The 19,344-nt window shown below is 73.7% G+C and carries 24 protein-coding genes and 1 pseudogene; all 25 read left to right on the top strand.

The features are described 5' to 3' along the window. Positions 1-103: 103 nt before the first annotated feature. The 25 genes and pseudogenes from AC2XR2_RS18145 (at position 104) to AC2XR2_RS18025 (ending at position 19,312) form a co-directional block, all read left to right on the top strand. Positions 104-1,198: a hypothetical protein gene (locus AC2XR2_RS18145; protein WP_491515629.1), complete on the top strand. Its 1,095-nt coding sequence runs from the start codon at positions 104-106 to the stop codon at positions 1,196-1,198. Between the two features lie 177 nt (positions 1,199-1,375). Further along, entirely contained in the window at positions 1,376-2,134 is a 759-nt protein-coding gene (locus AC2XR2_RS18140; protein ID WP_491515628.1) for a hypothetical protein, read from the top strand. Between the two features lie 68 nt (positions 2,135-2,202). Then, a complete protein-coding gene (locus AC2XR2_RS18135) occupies positions 2,203-2,625 on the top strand; it encodes a hypothetical protein (protein WP_491515627.1) in 423 nt (140 codons plus the stop codon). Positions 2,626-2,695: 70 nt separating this feature from the next. After that, positions 2,696-2,911: a hypothetical protein gene (locus tag AC2XR2_RS18130; protein ID WP_491515626.1), complete on the top strand. Its 216-nt coding sequence runs from the start codon at positions 2,696-2,698 to the stop codon at positions 2,909-2,911. 63 nt (positions 2,912-2,974) lie between these two features. Continuing rightward, positions 2,975-4,879: pseudogene (locus AC2XR2_RS18125) on the top strand (DUF6884 domain-containing protein); the annotation flags it as partial. A 205-nt stretch (positions 4,880-5,084) separates the two neighbouring features. Next, positions 5,085-5,306 carry a hypothetical protein gene (locus AC2XR2_RS18120; protein WP_491515625.1) on the top strand — a complete coding sequence of 74 codons (222 nt, stop codon included), beginning with the start codon at positions 5,085-5,087 and terminating at the stop codon, positions 5,304-5,306. A gap of 75 nt (positions 5,307-5,381) precedes the next feature. Continuing rightward, positions 5,382-5,876: a hypothetical protein gene (locus AC2XR2_RS18115; protein WP_491515624.1), complete on the top strand. Its 495-nt coding sequence runs from the start codon at positions 5,382-5,384 to the stop codon at positions 5,874-5,876. 181 nt (positions 5,877-6,057) lie between these two features. Next, positions 6,058-6,579 carry a hypothetical protein gene (locus tag AC2XR2_RS18110; protein WP_491515623.1) on the top strand — a complete coding sequence of 174 codons (522 nt, stop codon included), beginning with the start codon at positions 6,058-6,060 and terminating at the stop codon, positions 6,577-6,579. Positions 6,580-6,662: 83 nt separating this feature from the next. Then, on the top strand, positions 6,663-7,394 hold the full coding sequence (locus tag AC2XR2_RS18105) for a PP2C family serine/threonine-protein phosphatase (protein WP_491515622.1): 732 nt from the start codon (positions 6,663-6,665) through the stop codon (positions 7,392-7,394). Positions 7,395-7,553: 159 nt separating this feature from the next. Beyond that, complete coding sequence (locus tag AC2XR2_RS18100) at positions 7,554-7,733, top strand: hypothetical protein (protein ID WP_491515621.1); 180 nt, start codon at positions 7,554-7,556, stop codon at positions 7,731-7,733. A gap of 85 nt (positions 7,734-7,818) precedes the next feature. Then, positions 7,819-8,172, top strand: coding sequence for a hypothetical protein (locus tag AC2XR2_RS18095; protein WP_491515620.1), 354 nt, complete (start codon positions 7,819-7,821; stop codon positions 8,170-8,172). 80 nt (positions 8,173-8,252) lie between these two features. Continuing rightward, positions 8,253-9,188, top strand: a complete 936-nt coding sequence (locus tag AC2XR2_RS18090) for a DUF3560 domain-containing protein (RefSeq protein ID WP_491515619.1) — start codon at positions 8,253-8,255, stop codon at positions 9,186-9,188. 63 nt (positions 9,189-9,251) lie between these two features. Next, a complete protein-coding gene (locus tag AC2XR2_RS18085) occupies positions 9,252-9,905 on the top strand; it encodes a hypothetical protein (protein ID WP_491515618.1) in 654 nt (217 codons plus the stop codon). Between the two features lie 96 nt (positions 9,906-10,001). Further along, positions 10,002-10,589, top strand: a complete 588-nt coding sequence (locus AC2XR2_RS18080; protein WP_491515617.1) for a hypothetical protein — start codon at positions 10,002-10,004, stop codon at positions 10,587-10,589. Positions 10,590-10,722: 133 nt separating this feature from the next. Further along, positions 10,723-11,589: a hypothetical protein gene (locus AC2XR2_RS18075; protein ID WP_491515616.1), complete on the top strand. Its 867-nt coding sequence runs from the start codon at positions 10,723-10,725 to the stop codon at positions 11,587-11,589. Beyond that, complete coding sequence (locus AC2XR2_RS18070) at positions 11,586-12,341, top strand: GP88 family protein (protein ID WP_491515615.1); 756 nt, start codon at positions 11,586-11,588, stop codon at positions 12,339-12,341. Before AC2XR2_RS18075 ends, AC2XR2_RS18070 begins: the two co-directional genes overlap by 4 nt. Positions 12,342-12,433: 92 nt before the next feature. Then, on the top strand, positions 12,434-13,192 hold the full coding sequence (locus tag AC2XR2_RS18065) for a hypothetical protein (RefSeq protein WP_491515614.1): 759 nt from the start codon (positions 12,434-12,436) through the stop codon (positions 13,190-13,192). Then, positions 13,189-13,905, top strand: a complete 717-nt coding sequence (locus AC2XR2_RS18060; RefSeq protein ID WP_491515613.1) for a hypothetical protein — start codon at positions 13,189-13,191, stop codon at positions 13,903-13,905. The genes AC2XR2_RS18065 and AC2XR2_RS18060 overlap by 4 nt, the downstream gene beginning before the upstream one ends. After that, positions 13,902-14,831, top strand: coding sequence for a hypothetical protein (locus AC2XR2_RS18055; RefSeq protein WP_491515612.1), 930 nt, complete (start codon positions 13,902-13,904; stop codon positions 14,829-14,831). The genes AC2XR2_RS18060 and AC2XR2_RS18055 overlap by 4 nt, the downstream gene beginning before the upstream one ends. Beyond that, positions 14,828-15,346: a hypothetical protein gene (locus AC2XR2_RS18050; protein WP_491515611.1), complete on the top strand. Its 519-nt coding sequence runs from the start codon at positions 14,828-14,830 to the stop codon at positions 15,344-15,346. Before AC2XR2_RS18055 ends, AC2XR2_RS18050 begins: the two co-directional genes overlap by 4 nt. Further along, positions 15,343-15,795, top strand: a complete 453-nt coding sequence (locus AC2XR2_RS18045; RefSeq protein ID WP_491515610.1) for a 6-pyruvoyl trahydropterin synthase family protein — start codon at positions 15,343-15,345, stop codon at positions 15,793-15,795. Before AC2XR2_RS18050 ends, AC2XR2_RS18045 begins: the two co-directional genes overlap by 4 nt. After that, a complete protein-coding gene (locus AC2XR2_RS18040; protein WP_491515609.1) occupies positions 15,792-16,517 on the top strand; it encodes a 7-carboxy-7-deazaguanine synthase QueE in 726 nt (241 codons plus the stop codon). The genes AC2XR2_RS18045 and AC2XR2_RS18040 overlap by 4 nt, the downstream gene beginning before the upstream one ends. 4 nt (positions 16,518-16,521) lie before the next feature. Next, complete coding sequence (gene folE / locus AC2XR2_RS18035) at positions 16,522-17,196, top strand: GTP cyclohydrolase I (protein ID WP_491515608.1); 675 nt, start codon at positions 16,522-16,524, stop codon at positions 17,194-17,196. Positions 17,197-17,244: 48 nt separating this feature from the next. Continuing rightward, the gene (locus AC2XR2_RS18030; RefSeq protein WP_491515607.1) at positions 17,245-17,694 is read left to right on the top strand and encodes a hypothetical protein; all 450 of its coding nucleotides are present in this window, start codon (positions 17,245-17,247) and stop codon (positions 17,692-17,694) included. Continuing rightward, positions 17,681-19,312: a hypothetical protein gene (locus tag AC2XR2_RS18025; protein WP_491515606.1), complete on the top strand. Its 1,632-nt coding sequence runs from the start codon at positions 17,681-17,683 to the stop codon at positions 19,310-19,312. Before AC2XR2_RS18030 ends, AC2XR2_RS18025 begins: the two co-directional genes overlap by 14 nt. Positions 19,313-19,344 lie beyond the last annotated feature (32 nt).

The following is a 19,344-nucleotide window of genomic DNA, read 5'->3' as shown; positions in this document are numbered from 1 at the left end:
ACTCCCGACCCACATTGTGCAACTTGACTTGGCCAAGTCGAGTTGGCTAACGTACGTGGTGTCAGGACGGGCAAGGGGCCCGGCCGGAACGAAAGGACACGCCATGAACGCCACCACCGCCCCCACCACCGCCCCGGCCCAGGTCGGCAAGGGCCGCACCGTCCACCAGGTGCCCACCGGCGAGATGGTGACCCTGTGCGGCAGCACCGCCACCACCGTCCTGACCGCCGCCCAGGCCGAGCAGGGCAAGGCGTGCGCCAAGTGCACCAAGATCGCCGCCCTGCGGACCGCCGAGGCCCCCACCGAGGAGGCGCCCGCCGCCCCGGCCGGGCAGGCCCCCGAGGTGACCCCGGCCGTGGAGGCCGCGCCGGTGTGGCGCACCCTCAAGGGCGCGGGCGACAACGGCCCGTTCGCGATCTACGGCGACGTGCACGAGGCGCGCGGAAAGCTGATCTTCACCTCCTGGGGCACCTCCAAGCAGATCAAGGGCGAACCGCACACCTTCACCCGCCAGTGGAGCGAGAACCGCGGCTTCAACCGCTACCTGGAGGACACCCAGGGCCGCCGCGTGGAGTTCAACGGCGGCCAGGCCACCAGGGTCTGGATGGTGGACGGCGTCCCGGCCCCCGCCGCCCCTGTCGCCGAGCAGGCCCCCGCCGAGGAGCCCGAGGCCCCGGCCGTCGAGGAGGCCCCCGAGGTGGACGAGGCCCCGGCCCAGGAGCCCGAGCAGGCCCCGGAGGCGGACGAGGCCCCCGCCGCCGAGGAGGCCGCCGAGGCGCCCACCGCCCCCGCCGGGCAGGCCCGGGTGACCGCCTACACCGCCGCCCTGGAGACCCTGCACATCAACGGCAAGGACAACGACGACCGCACCCTGACCCTGGGCGCCGCCGACGTCCAGGAGACCGTGGCCGCCATGCGCCGCATGCCCCGCTGGAACGCCAAGGAGGAGCGGTTCACGATCAACAAGGTGGCCCTGATCGTGGCCGAGGACGCCGACGGCCAGCGCGTGTGGGTGCGCGGCGAGGCCGCCCCGATCCGGGTGGACCTGGCAGGCAACCCGATCGCCGAGAACGCCCCCGCCGAGCCGGGCACCGTGGACGGGGCCGCCGTCCTGCGCGCCACCCGGGCCCTGCGCCGCCGCGCGGAGGTCCAGCGGGTCATCGACAACCGCAACAACGCCCGCGCCGCCAGCGCCTGACGGCAGCCCGCCACGGACGCCCCGCCCCGACCCCGGGAGCGGGGCGCCGGCATTCCCGGACCACGACACGCGACACTCCCAAAACTGTTGGCCAACTTGACTTGGCCAACATTGGTTGGGTAACGTACGTGGTGTCAGGACGGGCAAGGGGCCCGGACGGAACGGAGGGACAGCGCGATGAGCACCACCGCCAAGGCAGCGCAGCAGATGGCCCGCCTCGTCGAGGCCGAGGCCGCCCTCACCACCGCCCGCCGCGAGGAGACCAAGACGGCCAAGACCGCGGAGCGCGCCACCGCCCGCGCCAAGGCCGCCCGCGCCAAGGTCACCCCCGCCCGCACCGAGCTGCGCAAGGCCGAGCGCACCGGCAAGGGCGTGGCCGCCGCCACCCGCCGCCTGGCCGCCCGCATGGCCAAGGCCGCCGACCTGGAGCAGACCGCCCGGGAGGCCCGCCACACCGCCCGCCTGGCCGCCCGCACCGCCCGCGCCGCCGCCCGCCGCCTGGACCGCCTGGCCCTGCGCGCCGCCACCACCGCCAGCCGCATGGTGGGCGAGGTCGCCGAGCGCATGGGCCGCCGCACCACCGCCACCCCCGACCAGGACAAGACCCTGCCGGCCGAGGAGCTGCCCGCCATCGAGGAGATCGAGGCCCACGCGGACCGCTTCAAGACCCTGGACGCCCAGGCCAAGACCACCGCCAAGGCCGCCGACGCCGAGAAGAAGTGGCTGCGCCGCCTGCCCGTGGGCCAGTACGGCCGGGTGATCATCACCCGCACCAACGGCGGCACCGTCCTGGACGGCGACCAGGTCGCCGTGGACTACCTGGACCGCGGCATGGGAGTGCCCCCGCGCAAGGGCCGCAAGGACACCTTCAAGGTCGCCGTGGAGGCCCCGGCCGTCGAGACCGCCGACCAGGTGGAGCTGGTCATCGCCGCCTGACCCACCCCCAGACCCGCCGGGCACCACACGGTGCCCGGCCCCACCCCGCAGAGAACGGAGCACACCCCATGTCGATCCTGCCCCGCCACACCCCCCAGGTTCACCTGGACGCCCTCACCCAGGAGCTGGAGGCCGCCGGCATCACCCTGGGCCCCGTCAAGCCGAACACCCGCGTGACCCGCATCGTGGACCACGGCGGAATCCGCTGGGAGGTGACGTTCCTCGGCAGCGGCTACGGATGGGCCCTGCGCGGCCCCGGCATTGAGCACGGCGTGGGCATGGACGTGGCCGAGATCGCCGAGCACATCGCCACCGCCGCCATGGACGCCGAGGAGCCCGGCATCCCGGCCCCGGCCACCTGGCGCGGCGTGCCCGTCCCGCAGGAGTACGCCACCCGCTGGGACAGCCCCGAGGCCGTCGCCTGGCGCGAGGGAGCAGGCGCCGCCCTGGCCGTCGCCAGCCTGACCGCCGTCGCCCAGAGCGACAGCTGACCACCACCCCCACCGCCCGGGCCGGGCGCACCCGATAGGCGCCCGGCCCCCCACGGAAGGAACCACCGCCATGGCCGCACCCGCCCTGTACGGCATCGCCGCCCGCGACGTCGCCACCGGCGACCTGCTCACCTGCGACTCCGTGTTCGACCTGCAAGACCTGCCCGCCCTGCTGGAGGACTACCGCATCCGCTACGAGGGCCGGGACGACGTGCTGGTCGACCTGGACACCACCCCCCTGGCGCCCCCCGCCGCCCCCTCGCCCCCGAGTGACCCGCAGGGGTGAACCTGCCTCCCACCTGCGCCAACCCTTGTTGCCCAACTTGACTTGGGCAACAAGGGTTGGTTAATGTTCGGGGTGTTGGGACGGGCAAGAGGCCCGGACCACCGACCGAAGGAGCGCACAGTGGCCATGAACCCCACCCCCCGCACCCCCACCGTGGCCATCGCCCGCGAGCTGCGCCGCCTGGGCCTCAAGCAGGGCAGGGGCGGCGACTTCACCGTGGCCGGCCACTACGAGCGCGAAGAGCGCCGCTTCACCTACGTCACCCTGTACAACCGGGCCGCCGAGCGCCTGGTGGCCGAGCACGCCGACCAGATCGAGGAGCGCACCGCGAACGGCCCCTACCCCTTCAAGGTGAGCGTGCGCTACGTCGGCGACAACCCGCAGACCAGCATCCACAACGGTGCCGCCCAGCGCGTGAGGGAGCTGCCCGCCTCAGCCGCCCAGGCCGCCGACGAGCAGCCGGCCGAGGCCGCCGAGCAGGCCCCCGCAGCGACCGAAGCGACCGAGGCCCCCGCCCCTGCCGCCGAGGCCCCGCAGGCGCCCGCCGCCCCCGCCATGGACTGGCGCGCCGAACAGGCCGCCAACGCCCTCGGCTGGTCCACCAAGCACGCCGCCGCCGTCCGGGCCGCCGTTGACGGCCACCTCGTCCGCGACGAGGACGGCACCCCGCGCCTGGTCGCCCGCCCGGGCCTGGACGGCACCCCGGTTGCGGCCGGTCGCCTCGTCCCGCTGGAGGCCGCCGGGTACCTCCTCCACGGCGACGCCGACGAGAACGGCCGCCGCCCGATCCTGGCCACCCCGGACGGCCGCCGCGCCCTGGCCCTGTGGGACCACTTCAAGCCCACCCCCGTGGAGCGCCCCCGCAAGAAGGAGCGCCTGCCCCTGCCCCCGCTCCAGGGCGGCCAGGAGCACCGGCGCCGCGCCGCCAAGTTCGCCGCCGAGCAGGCCCAGCGCGAGGCCGAGCGGGAGCGGTTCTACGCCGACCTGGCGGAGCGCCACGCCGCGGAGGCCCTGGAAGACCGCTGCTGGGAGGCCTGGGCCCGCGTCCAGGACATCACCCACCGCCTCGGCCGCAAGGCCCCTGCCGGGTGGGCACCCACCGACCAGGAGGCACAGGACCACCTGCTGGACGCGGAGATCGTGGCCCTGCTGCGCCAGCGTGCCGCCGCGCACGCCGCCGAGCAGGCCCCGACCGAGGCGCAGGCCCCGGCCGCCGTCGACGGCCCGCAGCAGGCCGCGCAGGCCGCCGACGCGGAGCTGTGGGGCGCCGTCCCCGGCCTGGTCGCCGGCCCCGGCCGGGTGGAGCCCGGCATGCACGTGGAGTACCTGCCCGAGTTCACCCCGGGCGCCCGCACCCGCCACCCCCACGGCGGCCGGATCGTGAGCGTGGGCACCACCTGCGTCCGCTGGAGGCCGTACCGCTGGCACCAGGACGTGCGCACCCCCCTGGGCCACATGCGCGTGGACGCGGGCACCCACCTCAACCACCGCGAGCACTCCCGCCGCTTCAAGGTCGCCCGGGCCGCCGGCCGACCGTTCCCCGAGGCCCCGGCCTGGTGCACCTGGAGCCTGGCCCGGCACCTCGCGTACTCCGCCGAGCAGGCCGCCGCGGCGGCGGCCCTCGAGGAAGCACCCGCCCGCGTGGTGGTCATCCCCTGCGGAGGCGCCAAGCTGGACCGCCCGGCCCCGGCGGGGGAGCTGTACGTGGGCGGGTATCACCGGGCCTGCCGCCGCGCTGCGGACGCCCTGACCGCCCAGGGCGGCACCGTGGTGGTGCTCAGCGCCCTGCACGGCCTGGTGCCCCTGGAGCAGGTGCTGGAGCCGTACGAGCTGCGCATGGGCCAGCCGGGCAGCGTCACCCCGGCCCGGCTCGCCGTCCAGGCCCGGGCCCTGGGCCTGGACGGGGCGCGCGAGGTGGTCGCCCTGGGCGGCGCCGCCTACACCGCGGCAGCCCGCACCGTGTGGCCGCACGCCTCCACCCCGCTGGCCGGCCTCGGCGGCATGGGCTACCAGCTCCAGGCCCTGGCAGCCATCGCCGCCGGGCCCGCCGAGGCTCCTCACCTGCCCGGATGCGACACACGACCTGTTAACCAACTTGCATTGTCCAAGTCGGGTTGGATAAGGTGTGAAGCACCGGGAAGGCACGGGGCCCGACCGGGAAGGGAGACAGACCATGTTCACCACCGGCCAGAAGATCCGCACCCTCGTCGACCTCACCGACACCGAGGCCTACAGCGCCGGCGACTGGGGGAGCGAGGAGATCGACTCCCCCGCCGGGACGCTGGGAATCATCCAGGCCCTGCCGGACTCCACCAGCGGCTACGGAGTGGTCCTGTTCTGCGACCCGCACGACGTGCCCGCGGAGTTCACCGCGGACGAGATCACCCCCGCCTGACCACCCCCACCGCCCGAGCCGGGCGCACCCGATATGCGCCCGGCCCTGCACCACCCACCCGAGAGGACCCCCGCCATGGCCCGCAGCACCCTCACCGCCCGCACCCTGGACCTGTTCACCGGCCGCGACGGCGCCGCCCTCACCTTCACGGAGGCCACCGTCATGCTCGTGGCCATGACCTCCGCCCAGGTGGCCGCCTGGAAGTGGATCGGCGACGACATGAACGGCACCGACCCCGTCCAGGGGTGGGAGGTGCGCGACTCCAGCGGCGCCCTCCTCGGCGCGATCCTCCCCCTGGGCCACATGGCCACCTCCATCCACGCGGAGTGGTACGACCCCCAGGCGGACGACTTCTGCCCGGCCGGGGAGACCTCCGCCCCCGTGCTCACGCAGGCCATCTCCCTGGTGGTGCAGGCCCGCCGCCGCGCCGTGGCGGAGCTGCCCGCCGGCCGGGACGAGGCCCTGGACCCGGTCCTGCCCGCCCCCCGCCGCAACCGCGCGTGCCCCTTCCTCTACTGCTTCGACAGCCACTGTGTGGACCACGGCCCCGTGTGGGCCGCCGCGGCCTGACCGCCGCACCCCTCAACGGCCGGGCGCACCCGATGAGCGCCCGGCCGTTGGCGTGTCCGCACCTCCTGACCTGCCAGGATGCGACACGCGACACGTTGGCCAACTTGACTTGCCCAACTCGTGTTGGGTAATGTCTGGGGTGTTGGGAGGGCAACACCGCCCCCCAGGAGGGAGCCCCGTCATGAACGCCACCACCGCCACCGCCGCCCGCACTGCCGCCCCCTACGCGTACCGCCAGTGCGCCGCCCGCGCCCGCGACCTCGCCGAGATCCTGCGCACCCGCCTGGAGGGCCACCCCCACCGCGCCGAGCTGCTGGTGTTCATCGGCCACCTGCACACCGCCGCCGAGGGATTCGAGACTGCCGAGCCCCTGGTCATGGACGGCATCACCGTCACCAACTGCACCCCGGCGGAGGGCAACCTGCCCCTGCTCATGGCCGTGGCCCACGCCGCCGACCACCCGGAGGCCGGTATCTCCGAGGCCGTGTTCGCCTACGTCACCGCCCCCGTCACCCGCCGCACCTACAGCCCGGAGCCGCTGCCCGGCGGCGGCCGCGAGGACGCCGAGCTGCGCACCCGCATCGCCCTGGCCGAGCACCAGCTGACCAGCGAGGCCGACGCCACCACCCGCTACGCCCTCCTGGCCCTCCTCGTGCAGCTGCACGGCGACCACCTCGCCCGCGGCGGCAAGGTCGCCGCCTGACCCACCCCCCGCCGGGCCGGGTGCACCCGATATGCACCCGGCCCCCGGCCCCACCCACACCACCGCGAACGGAGCAGCACCCAATGCGCAACTACGCCACCCACCAGAAGACCGGCGGCCGTGACTTCCAGTGCGACGCCACCGCCGTGGCCACCGTCAACGGCGTACGCGCTTACGCCCTGCTGGACGGCATCGGAGACAAGCCGCACGTGCGCGACTGGACCCGCGCCGCCGCCCGCCGCCTGGCCCGCACCGCCGCCCGCCTGCACGACGCGGAGGCCGGCCTGCGCTTCGAGTACGAGCGGTACGCCCGCGAGAGCGACCGCCAGGGCCCGTGGGGATTCGGCCCCAAGGCCTGCGCCGTGGTGGTCGTGGAGGCCCCCGGCCTGCCGCTCACCGTGGCCAACGCAGGCGACGCCCGCGCCTACTGGCTGCGCCGCGGCGCCCTGGAGCGCCTGACCGAGGACCACAACCTGCGCCGCGTGTACCCGCCGTGCGACGTGCACGACGGCGGCAGCCGCCACAAGGTCACCAGCTGCCTCGGTGCCGCCGACACCGACGAGCAGGTCAAGAACGAGGTGAACCACCCGGCCGTGGAGGCCCGCAGCGTCCACGCCGAGCGCGGGCGCCTGCTGCTGGCCTGCGACGGGGCGTATGAGCCCCACGAGGACGCCGGGCACCTCCTCGGTGACCTGCTGTACGGCACGCCCGCCGAGGCCGCCCGCAGGGTCGTCAACGACGCCGTGGCCACCGCCCTGACCGTCACCGCGCGGCCGGACAACGCCACCGCCCTGGTGGCGGACCTGTACCTGTAACCGCAGGCCGGACGGTGTCCGGGCGTGTCCGCGGACATGTCCGGGCACCCCCGACTGGCGACACTCCCGCATGTTGGCCAACTTGTGTTGGCCAAGTCATGTTGTGTAAAGTGTGGGGTGTTGGAAGGGCACGGAGCCCGACCAGGAAGGAGCACCACCGTGGAGCAGCAGCACACCACCGTTGAGGGCGACCTCACCGTGACCGGCAACCTGCACGTGGGCCGCGAGATCAACGGCCTGACCATCACGGACGTGATCGAGGGCATGACCGGCCGGACGGTGTGGTTCGACAACGGCACCTCCCGCCGCTTCAACTACGCCCGCCGCGTCAACACCTGACCGACCACCAGCCGGGGGCCGCACCCGATATGCGGCCCCCGGCGACCACCCCCACCCCCACGATGCAGCCGAGGAGCCACCGCCCGTGAGCACCACCCCCGCCGCCCTTGCCCCCCTCGCCGACGAGCAGCGCACCGCGCAGATCCTGGCCCGTCTCGACGCGCTCGTGCTACGCGGCTACGTCACCGGCCCGGGCCTCAACTTCGCCGAACGGCGCGTCGCCGCGCTGCTGCTGGCCGACCACCACACCGACAGCGGCGCACGCCGCACCGCCACCGGCTCCACCCGCGACGAGGTGTTCTGGCGCCGCTACACCGGCTCCACCTACGACCTCATGAACGCGTACCGCTCGGCCCGGCTGCGCACCGGCGCCATCCAGCGCCCGGCCCACACCTGCTCGTGGGGCTGCGGGACCCCGTGCCCGTACGCCACCGCCTGACACCACCGCCCCGGCCGGGCGCACCCGATATGCGCCCGGCCCTGACCACCACCCATCACGCACGCAGGGAGCAACCCCACATGATCGAGATCACCCACACCCACGCGGACGGCACGCTGGTGGACGGCACCGAGCGCGGCGACGGCACCGGCCCGATCCTCAAGAGCCACGGGTTCCGCTGGTTCCCGTCCATCAAGCAGTGGGGCATCCGCGGCAGCCGCGACCAGGCCCCCCGCCGCCTGGCCATCAACGCCGCCGCCGAGGCCCTGCGCGCCGCCGGCCACGAGGTGGAGGTGACCCTGGAGGACGACGTCCGGGACAACGCCACCGTGCGGGCAGACAAGCACGAGCGCCTGGAGGAGCGCCGCGCTGGCCTGGCTGCCAAGGGCGAGCGCCTGACCGCCGAGTCCGCCGCCCTGCACGCCCGCTCGAACGCGATGGTGGAGCACATCCCGATGGGCCAGCCGGTCCTGCCCGGCCGCCGCGGCCAGGCCCACCGCAACCTCCTTAACCGTTCCATCGACACCGCCATCCGCGGCGCCCAGACGGCCCGCCAGGCGGAGGCCATGCCCGAGCGCATCGCCGCCTCCCGCGCCGCCGAGGCCCGCACGGAACGCCCGGACGTCGTCAAGCGCCGGGTGGACCGCATGGAGGCCGAGGTGCGCGGCATTGACCGCCACCTGGCCCGCCTCGCCCCCGGCCCCAGCCTGGTGCGCGAGCAGTACGAGGGTGACCGCGCCGTCCTGCTGGAGCGCATCAAGGGCGACCAGGAGCTGCTGGCACAGGCCAAGGCAGAGGGCCGGTTCGGCCAGTACAGCCGCGACAACGTCCACCGCGACGACCTGGTCAAGATCCGCGGCCAGTGGCGCACCGTGGCCCGCGCCAACCCCAAGACCGTGGCCGTCACCACCAACTACTCCTGGACCGACAAGTACGGGTGGGAGGAAGTCCGCGGCCTGCGCTGCACCCACGTCGAGGACACCGAGCAGGCCGCCCCCGAGGCCGCCGACAGCTGACCCACCACCCGGGCCGGGCGCACCCGATATGCGCCCGGCCCGCCCCCGAAAGGACCGGACGCCATGCCCTCCGCCACCGCCCTCACCGCCGTCCAGCTCGCCGCCCTGAGGGAGCGCGCACGCCGCGAGGCTGGCCCGTTCGTCAAGGGATGGGTGTTGAGCCACCCGATCCCCAACGCGGAATGGGCCGCGGAGATCCTGGGCCGCCCGTACGGCGACCCCACCGCCGTCTCCTGGCCGGACCGGTACCTCCTGTACCTGGCCGCCCTGGAGGAGCCCACGCCGCCCCCGCCGCCGCTCGCCACCGCCCGCCGCGCCCAGCACGAAGCCGAGGAGGAGGAGCGCCGCCAGGCCCGGGCCGCGGAGCGCCGCCGCCAGGTCGAGGAGTGGGAGCACCTGGTGGCCGTTCTGCGGGACGCGTACGGCGTCCGCGTGGACGTCCGCCACAACTACACCAGCCACCGCCACCTGGACGGCTACACCCAGGGCGGCGACCACATCTATCTCCTGGACGACCTCCACGCCGGACGACTCCGCCGGGACGCCCACGCCGTCCTGTGCTGGACGCCGAGCCGCGCCCGGGACCTCCAGCACTTCGAGCCCATCGACGACGGCCGCACGCCGAGCTGCAAGGCGTGTATGTCCACCGCCCGCCGTCTGGTCACCCGGGCGGACACCGCCGGACACCCTCGGCCGGACACGCCGGACAGCGCCTGACCTGCACGGACAACCCACCACCGGACACAGGGCGGACACGCCCGCCCCGTGCCCGGGACACCCGCCCCGGACACGTCCGGGACACGAGAGGACACCATGACCAGCACCCCGCCCACCCCGGCCGCCACCGTCGCCCGCCGCACCCGCACGGAGGTTCTGGAACTCGCCATCCCGGACCTGCCGACCACCGAGTCGCACTCACCCGGGTTCGGCGTAGAGACGCATCAGCCGACCGGCCTGCGCATCAAGTACCACGACGGCCAGGTGCTGCTGGTGACGATCCTCACCACCACCGGCCCCCTGCACGTAGCCATGGACCGCCGCGACGAGTGGGAGCCCTGGGTGACCGCCCACGTCGCCGAACACACCCCCGACCCGCACGAAGTCGAGCGGGCCCGCCGCTGGGCCCTCGTCGCCGACATGGTGGAGCGGGCCCGCTCCAAGGGCGTCACCGAGCTGGACACGGACACCGTCGCGGAGCTGCTGGGCCTGGACGAGGACGACGACGAGGGGCACGAGCCGGACGTCGACGGGGCAGGGCGCACGTACGAGTCGTACGCCCCGGAGCACCCCTGCCGGAACTGCGGCCACCGCAAGCACCCCAACACCGGAAACGGCTGCCCGGCCTCCAGCGCCCCCGCCCGCTGCGGCTGCCGTGACTACGCGCCCAAGCCCACCACCTGACCCGCCTCGCCCCCTTCGGGCCCGTCCCGGCCGCCCCCGGCCAGGGCGGGCCCTCGTCGTCCCCAGGGCCCACCTCGCCGCCCGGCGTACCCTGCTCCGCTGCCCAAGCAGCCCCCGAGCAGGGATAACGCCCATGAGCCAGGCCACCTACGAACGCACCGCCGACGTCCCCCTCGGCGACCTCCGTCCGTTCCCGGGCAACGCCCGCCGCGGCGACCCGGCCGTCATCCTGCAAAGCCTCGTGCGCACCGGCCAGTTCCGCAGCCTCATCGTGCGCGACACCGGCGACGGCCTGGTGGTCCTCGCCGGGAACCACACCCTCCAGGCCCTGCTGGCCCACGGCCCCGGCCCCTGCGGCATGACCACCACCGTGGACGGCGAGGAGCTGCCCTGCGCCCTGTGCGCAGGCGAGGAGTGGGCGCCCGTCGCGCGCTGCGAGATCGTCACCTGTGACGACCCGACCGCCACCCGCATCAACCTCGTGGACAACAAGGCAGCCCAGACCGGCGGGTGGGATGAGGAGGCCCTGGCCGACCTGATCGCCGGGCTGGACGGCGACCTCGCCGGCACCGGCTACACCGACCAGGACCTGGCCGACCTCGTGGCCGCCATCGAGGAGGCCTATGAGGAGGAGCCGGAGGAGCCCGAGCAGCCGGCCGAGTCGGCCCCGGCCGGGAACACCGCACCGGCGCAGCCGGCCGCCTCGAGCGCGCCCGCGGCCAGCGGCGACACCATCCCGGAGGGCCCGGCCCCGGGCACCGTGGCCCCGCCCCTGCCGGACGGCACCCGGTCCATGCTGCTGACCTATCCGGCGGCCGACCGCGACGAGGCCGCGCGCCTGGTCGTCGCTGCCCGCGAGGTGTTCCCCGGCGAGGACGCCGCCGTCATCGTGCTGCGCGCCCTGCGCACCCTCGTGGCCGTCCTGGACTCCCGCCACGCCCACGACGGCGTGGTCACCACCAAGGCCCTGCTGCTCGCCGCAGGCGCCCCGCAGTCGTGAGCCCCACCCAGGAGGTCGCCCCGCCCGTGCGGCGCCGCCTGCGCCGCCCTGAGCGCCTGCTGACCCAGAACAGCGAGCTACGCGAGGAGGGCATCTGGAACTGGACCCTCCCGGCGCTCGCCACCCGGCTGTATGACGGACGCACCGTCAAGACCTGTCCTGCGGCCGGGGTCTGCGCCCTGGCCTGTTACGCGCGCCAGGGGACCTACCTGTTCCCCGGCGTCGTCGACCGTCACCAGCGGAACCTCCAGTACGTCCTGGACGACCTGCCCGGCTGGCAACGCCAGATGGCCGCCGAGCTCGCCCACCCCCGCCACCAGGGCGGGTGGGTGCGCATCCACGACGCCGGCGACTTCTTCAGTGACCACTACCTGGCCGCCTGGCTCCGCATCATGATCTTCCGGCCCGGCGTCAACTTCTACGCGTACACCAAGGAAGTCGCCCGGGTAAAACGCATGGTCGCGCCCAACCCGCCCCGCAACTTCCGCTGGGTGTACAGCTACGGCGGCCGGGAGGACCACCTCCTGGACCCCGCCGTCGACCGCGTCGCCGACGTGTACCCGGACGAGGCCGCCATCCGCGCGGACGGCTGGCACTCCCAGGACTCCAGCGACCTCCTGGCCGTCCTCGGCCCGGCCCCCGTGGGCATCCCGTCCAACAACATCCCCCAGTTCCGCCGGCGGATGAACGGGCGCACCTTCCGGGCCTGGCAGGCCGAGCAGGACGCCCGCCGCACCGCCCGCCGCAACTGACCGGCCGGGCCCACAACCGGGCCCGGTAACGGAACTTGCGCTTCCGCTTATCCTTCTCCGTCGCCCAGGACACCGAGCAGGGGGATAAGCCCATGTCACAGGCGACGTACGTGCGCACCCAGGACGTGCCGCTAGGGGAGTTGACCCCCTACCCCGGCAACGCCCGCCGCGGCGACGTGCGCCTGATCCTGGAGAGCCTGCGCACCAGCGGGCAGTACCGCTCCCTGATCGCCCGGCAACTCCCGGACGGCCAACTGGTGGTGCTCGCCGGCAACCACACCCTGGCCGCCCTGCGCGCGCACGGCCGTGGCCCCTGCCCCGCGTCCATCCCGACGTTCGCCCGCCCGGGCGCCTCCTGCGCCCTGTGCAACGGCGACCGCTGGGAGCTCCAGGCCCGGGTGGAGGTCGTGGAGTGCGACGAGGAGACCGCGAGGCGCATCAACCTCGTGGACAACCGGGCCGCCGAAAAGGGCTCATGGGACCTGGACGGCCTGGTCGAGCTGCTGTCCTACCTGCCGGACCTGGACGGCACCGGCTACAGCGACGCGGACGTGGAGCGCCTGCTGGCCCCGCCCCCGTCCCTGGAGGAACTGGCCGACGCCTACGCCCCCCGCGAGGACTACAGCGACCAGCCGGCCCGGGCCTCCGTCCCGGCCGGGACCACCACCCCCGACGACGTCGCCGAGCAGGGCAGCGGCCTGTGGCCCGTGCTCCGCCTGCGCATCCCCCCGGCGGTCCGGGATGAGTTCTACGCCGCCACCGCCTCCTGCCCCCGCTCCGCCGACGACGGCGCCCGCCTCGCCTGGCTCCTTGAAATCACCCGCCCACGACGAGAGGACTCCCCCAAGTGACCTCCGCCTCTTACCTGCGTACCGACAACATCCCCGTGGACCGGCTCACGCCCTTCCCGGGCAACGCCAAGCGCGGCGACGTGCCCGCGATCCTGGCCAGCCTGCGCAAGAACGGGCAGTACCGCGGCCTGGTGGTCCGCGAGCAGCCGGACGGCGCCCTGGTCGTCCTCGCCGGCAACCACACCCGGCAAGCCCTGTTCGAGCACGGCCCCGGCGACTGCCGCGTCAAGGCATGCGGCGTCTGCCGCAACAGCCCCCACTACGTGCCCACCGCACGCTGTGACGTCGTCCAGTGCGACGACCAGACGGCCCTGCGGGTCAACCTGAGTGACAACCGGACCGCTGACCTGGGCACGTACGACTTCGCCGAACTGGCGGAGCTGCTCGGCACCCTCGGCGACGTGGAGGGCACCGGCTACAGCGACCAGGACGTCGCCGACATCACCGAGCTGGTCGCGCTCCCGCAGGACGACCTCAAGGGCGACCCGCGCCCCGCCGCCACGAGCAGCGGCGACGGGCCCGGCCTGGACGGCGACCCGGACGAGGAGGCCACCCCGGAGACGTTCATGCCCGTCATCAGCATGCGCGTCAGTCACGCCACGTTCGACCGCTGGCGCGCCGCGCTCGACGCCCACCCGGGCCAGGACGACGCCGCCAAGCTCCTCGGCCTGCTCGGCGAGATCGAGACAGCGCGCACCCAGGCGGCCGCATGACCACCACCAAGAGCGACCGCCAGCCCTTCAAGGTGCTGTGCTCCTACGCGTACTTCCGCGGCCACAACTTCGGGCCGCTGCTGGAGAGCGTCCACCAGGGCCCGGCCATGGTCTTCGGGGACTCCGGGGCTCACTCCGCGCGCACCCTGGGCATCTCCCTGACCCTGGAGGGTTACGCGGCCTGGTGCCACCGCTGGGACCAGCACCTGAGCCTGTACGCCAACCTGGACGTCATCGGCGCCCCAGAGGCCACCTGGCGCAACCAGCGCGCGCTGGAGACCCAGCACGACCTGACCCCGATCCCCGTCTTCCACACGGGGGAGCCGTGGAGCTACCTGGAGCGGTACATCGACGAGGGATATACGTACATCGCCCTCGGCAAGCTCCTCGGCAACCCGCTCGATGAGCTGCTGCCCTGGCTCGACAAGGCGTTCCGCATCGCCGGCGACCGCGCCGTGTTCCACGGCTTCGGCATGACCGTGTGGGACGTGGTGCGCCGCCTGCCGTTCTACAGCGTGGACTCCTCCACCTGGACCCAGCCGTACCGGTTCGGCGTCGTCAAGCTGTTCGACCACCACCGCGGCCAGTGGATCAACTTCCTGATGCGGGACAAGCAGAAGGTCCTCCAGTACCGGGACCTGCTGCGCGCCCACCACACCGACCCCCGCGTGTACGCCTCCCACGGCACCTACGACCGCACCGAGGCCACCGTCACCGCCGCCGTCGCCTGGCGCCGCGCGGAGGCATACCTGCGCGCCCGGCACGGCCCCATCCCCATGCCGCCGAGCCCCCGCAACCCGATCACCCGCCACGGCGGCACGGCCACCCCCGGCCTCCACCTGTACCTGGCGGAGTCCACCACCACCAACATCTACCGGGCCAGCAACGGCGTACGGGCCCGGGCCCACCTGGAGACCACCCGATGACCACACCCGGCACCCCACCCACCTGCGAGACCCTGCACGCCACCACGGAGGAAGAAGAGGCATGCGAGCGGCGCCGCCTCGCCGCACCGGACCCCTACGACCCGTTCCCCCTCGCCCGCACCGTCACGGTCGGCCCCATCGCCGTGTTCTTCACCAACGTCAACCGGGCCATGAACCTGCGCGCCCACTCCCACACCGGGGCCGTCACGGTCGTCTACGACACCGTGGGCCGCCACGGCTACCCCAGCTTCGCCGAGACCAACGCAGCCCTGGAGCGCCGCATCCACGAGCTGACCCGGGCCGTGTTCAAGGACGCCACCAACGAGGACATCGCCGACCGCCTGTTCGCCCACCTCGACGGCTACGTGGACCCCGTATGGGAGCGCTGGGGCGGCACCTACCGGCTGCGCGCCGTCCACCTGGACGTGATCGGCGTCCGCGACCAGATCGGCCACGACACCGGCACCACCCGCTACACCGTCGCCCGCACCGCCCCCCAGGAGCACCAGTCATGACCCACCTCGTCACCGTCCGCCACAACTTCGAGACGGCCCACCGGCTGCCGCACCTGCCCGGCAAGTGCCAGTCTCTGCACGGCCACTCCTGGTGGGCGGAGGTCACCGTGGCCGCACCCGAGCTGTCCCGCGGCGGCCTGGTCGTGGAGTTCGGCGCCCTCAAGAAGGAGTTCCGCGCCTGGGTGGACCAGTACCTAGACCACGGCGCCATGCTCGGCGCCCAGGACGCCCTCCTGCCCATCCTGCGCGCCCACGGCTCCAAGGTGTACGAGGTGGCCGGGTGGCCCACCGTGGAAGCCACGGCCGACATGCTCGCCCTCGTCGCCCAATCCATCCTGACCGACCTCGTGCATGCGCCCGGCGCCTACGTCTCCCGCGTCCACGTCACGGAGACCCACGTGAACGGCGCCACCTGGGAAGCGCCCTGCCCGGCCGGGGCCACCGCATGACCGGCCTCACCGTGGACGCCACCGACACCCTGGTCGTCCGCGAGGTGTTCGGCCCGACCGTGCAGGGTGAGGGGCCGTCAACCGGTCGGCGCTGCGCGTTCATCCGCCTCGGCGGCTGCAACCTCACATGCCGGTGGTGCGACACCCCCGAGACCTGGGACGCCGGACGGTTCGACCTCCGCCAGACCCTCACCCGCCGCACCGTCGCCGACATCATGGAACGCGCCATGCAGGGCGACCCCGGCATGGTCGTCATCACCGGCGGGGAACCCCTGCTCCACCAGCGCCAGGACGGGTGGCGCTCCCTGCTGGTCCTGCTCATCTCCGCCGGGGTGGAGATCGAGGTGGAGACCAACGGCACCCAGGAACCCGACGAGCACACCGCCCGCTGGGTCACCCGCTTCAACGTCTCACCCAAGCTCCCCCACGCCGGCGACCCGGCAGACAAGCGGATCCGCCCGGGCGCCCTGTACGCCCTGCTGGAGACCCGCAAAGCCTGCTTCAAGTTCGTCTGCCGCAACGACTGGGACGTCCGCGAGGTGCAGGCGTTCACGGCCGCCCACGGCATCCCGCCCCGCCTGGTGTGGGTGATGCCCGAGGGCACCGACACCGCCACGATCACCGCCCGCCTGGGCGACCTCGCAGACCCGGCCATCGCCGCCGGATTCAACCTGAGCACCCGCCTGCACGTGCACGCGTGGGGCGACGAGAAAGGCCGATGAGCCCATGACCACCACCGACCAGCCGCAGGGCCTCAACGTCGCCCAGGGCGCTCTCACCCCCCGCAAGGGGCGCACCATCCAGCTGCCCGCCTCCGCCTACCCGGGGGACCCGCTCCCGGCCGCCGTCGCGCTCAAGGCTGGCGTACGGGCCTGGCTGGAGGGCCGCGGCCTGGACCCGGAGGCACCGGACCTGGTGGACACCCCGGACCGCGTGCTGCGCGCCCTCAACGAGTTCACCGCCGGCTACCAGGAGGACGCTGCCCAGCACCTGGCGCGGACGTTCCCGGCCCAGCACGCGGGCACGCCCATCATCGTGACCGGCGTCCCCTTTACGTCCCTGTGCGCCCACCACCTGCTCCCGTTCCACGGCCACGCCGATATCGCGTATCAGCCGGCGGTCGGGGACCCCGTGGCCGGACTGTCCAAGCTCCCCAGGGTGCTGGACGTGTACGCCCGTCGCCTCCAGACCCAGGAAGACCTCACCCGCCAGGTGGTGGAGGCCCTGGAGGAGCACCTGGCCCCCGTGGGCGCGGCCTGTGTCATCCGGTCCGAACACGGCTGCCTGGCCCACCGAGGCGCGCGCAAGCCCGGGTCCGTGATGGTCACCGCCGCCTATGCCGGGATCTTCCTGGGCGATGCCCAGGCGCGGGAGGAGCTGCACCGGCTCATGTCCGGCTGAGCGTTCGGTCATGCGAACCAATAGGGATATGCGAACGGAGGGGCCCCAGTGAGCGCGAGCAAGGCCAAGCGCGCCCAGGTCGCGGAGCGGCGTTCCAAGGCCATTGCCATGGTGCTGGCCGGGGTGGACTACGACACGATCGCCGACCGGCTCGGCTACGCGAGCAGGGGCGCGGCACACACCGACGTGGACCGCGCCCTGTCCGCGAACCTGACCAACCTCAAGGACAAGGCGCAGCAGCTGCGCGAGTTGCAGGCCATGCGTTACCAGCGGCTGCTGGCCGCGGTGTGGCCCAAGGCCCTCAAGGGCGACTTGAAGGCGGTCGAGACGGCGGCCCGGCTGGTGGACCGCGTCGTGAAGCTGTGGGGTCTGGCCGAGCCGGACAAGCTGGACCTGGACGTCACCGGGCAGATCACCGCGGACGACCTGCTGGCGATCATCCGGACGACGCCCGAGGGCGATGATGAGGAGCTGGGGGCGGCAGGTGCTGACGCCTGAGGCGGAGGCCGCCTACCGGCGCCTGAGCCGCGGCCAGCGCATGGAGCTGGCCCGCAAGGCACCGGCCTCCTGGCGGCCGCACCTGGCGCGGCTGGAGCGGCGTATGCAGGCCGCGGAGCGGTACCTGTACCGGCCGTCTGCCTGGGCTAGGGAGGTCATCGACTGGGGCGAGGACGGCGGCCTGACGTTCTACCAGGACGACATCCTGGGCGCCCTCGCCAAGCACCGGCGCGTGGCCGCCCGAGGCCCCCACGGTCTCGGCAAGACGGGCGTTGCCTCCCTGGGGGTGCTGTGGTTCGCCACCACCCGGGAGGCCGCCGGCTACGACTGGAAGGTCCTCACCACCGCCTCCGCGTGGCGCCACCTGACGGTGTACCTGTGGCCCGAGATCCACAAATGGGCCCGCCGCATCCGCTGGGACGTCCTGGGCCGGGAACCCTTCAGCGAGTTGACGGAGCTGCTGCGCCTCAACCTCAAGCTGGTCCACGGCGCGGCCTCCCCGGTGGCGTCCAACAAGCCGGAGCTGATCGAGGGCGCCCACGCCGACAGCCTGTTCTACCTGATCGACGAGGCCAAGGTCGTCCCGGATGGCACCTGGGACGCCATTGAAGGCGCGTTCTCCGGTGGCCGCATGGACGGCCTCCCGGAGGCCTTCGCCCTCGCCATCAGTACGCCCGGCCCACCTGCCGGACGGTTCTACGAGATCCACAAGCACGCCCCCGGCCTGGAGGACTGGCACACCCGCCACGTCACCCTGGAGGAGGCCGTGGCCGCTGGCCGCATCAGCCCGGACTGGGCAGCCCAGCGCGCCCGCCAGTGGGGCGCGGACTCCGCCATGTACGCCAACCGCGTCCTGGGGGAGTTCCACGCCAGCGATGAGGACAGCGTCATCCCGCTCGCCTGGGTGGAGGCCGCCATCGAGCGCTGGCACGTGTGGGACCAAGCCGGCCGTCCCGACGTCCCCGGCCGCCGCGTCCTGGGCGTGGACGTTGCGCGCTCCGGTGGGGACTCCACCGTCCTGTGCCACCGCCGCGGCCTGCTCGTCGCCGAGCTGGAGACCCACGACCGCGAGGACACCATGCAGACCACCGCCCGCGTCCAGGCATCCCTGGGCGAGGAGGAAGGCGCCGCCGCGGTCGTCGACAGCATCGGCGTGGGCGGCGGCGTCGTGGACCGCCTCCGCGAACTCGGCGCACCCGTCCTGGCCTACACCGGCGCCGCCAAGTCCAAGCTGCGCACCCGAGACCGGGAGTGGGGGTTCTTCAACACCCGCAGCGCCGCCTACTGGAAGCTGCGGGAGCTGCTCGATCCCGCGTTCGGCGCCGAGCTCGCTCTACCCCCGGACGACCTCCTGGTGGCCGACCTGACCACACCGACATGGGACATCACCACCGGCGTGCCACCCAAGATCAAGGTGGAGCCCAAGGACGACGTGACCGCGCGCCTCGGCCGCTCCCCGGACCGCGGCGACGCGGTCGCCATGAGCCTGTACGCGGACCACCTGGCCGCCACCAAGCTGCACGCCCCCGGCGGACAGCGGGAGAGCCGGCCGTCCAGGGCCGCCTCGCGCTACGGCCGCCCGACGACCCAGGGCCTGCCCCACACCAAGGGGGCATAGTCCAAGACGCCCGGCCACCAGCGTTGATGCAG

This window comes from Streptomyces sp. LS-MS-L19, from assembly GCF_058382285.1.
This window is presented reverse-complemented; position numbering and strand designations above follow the sequence as displayed.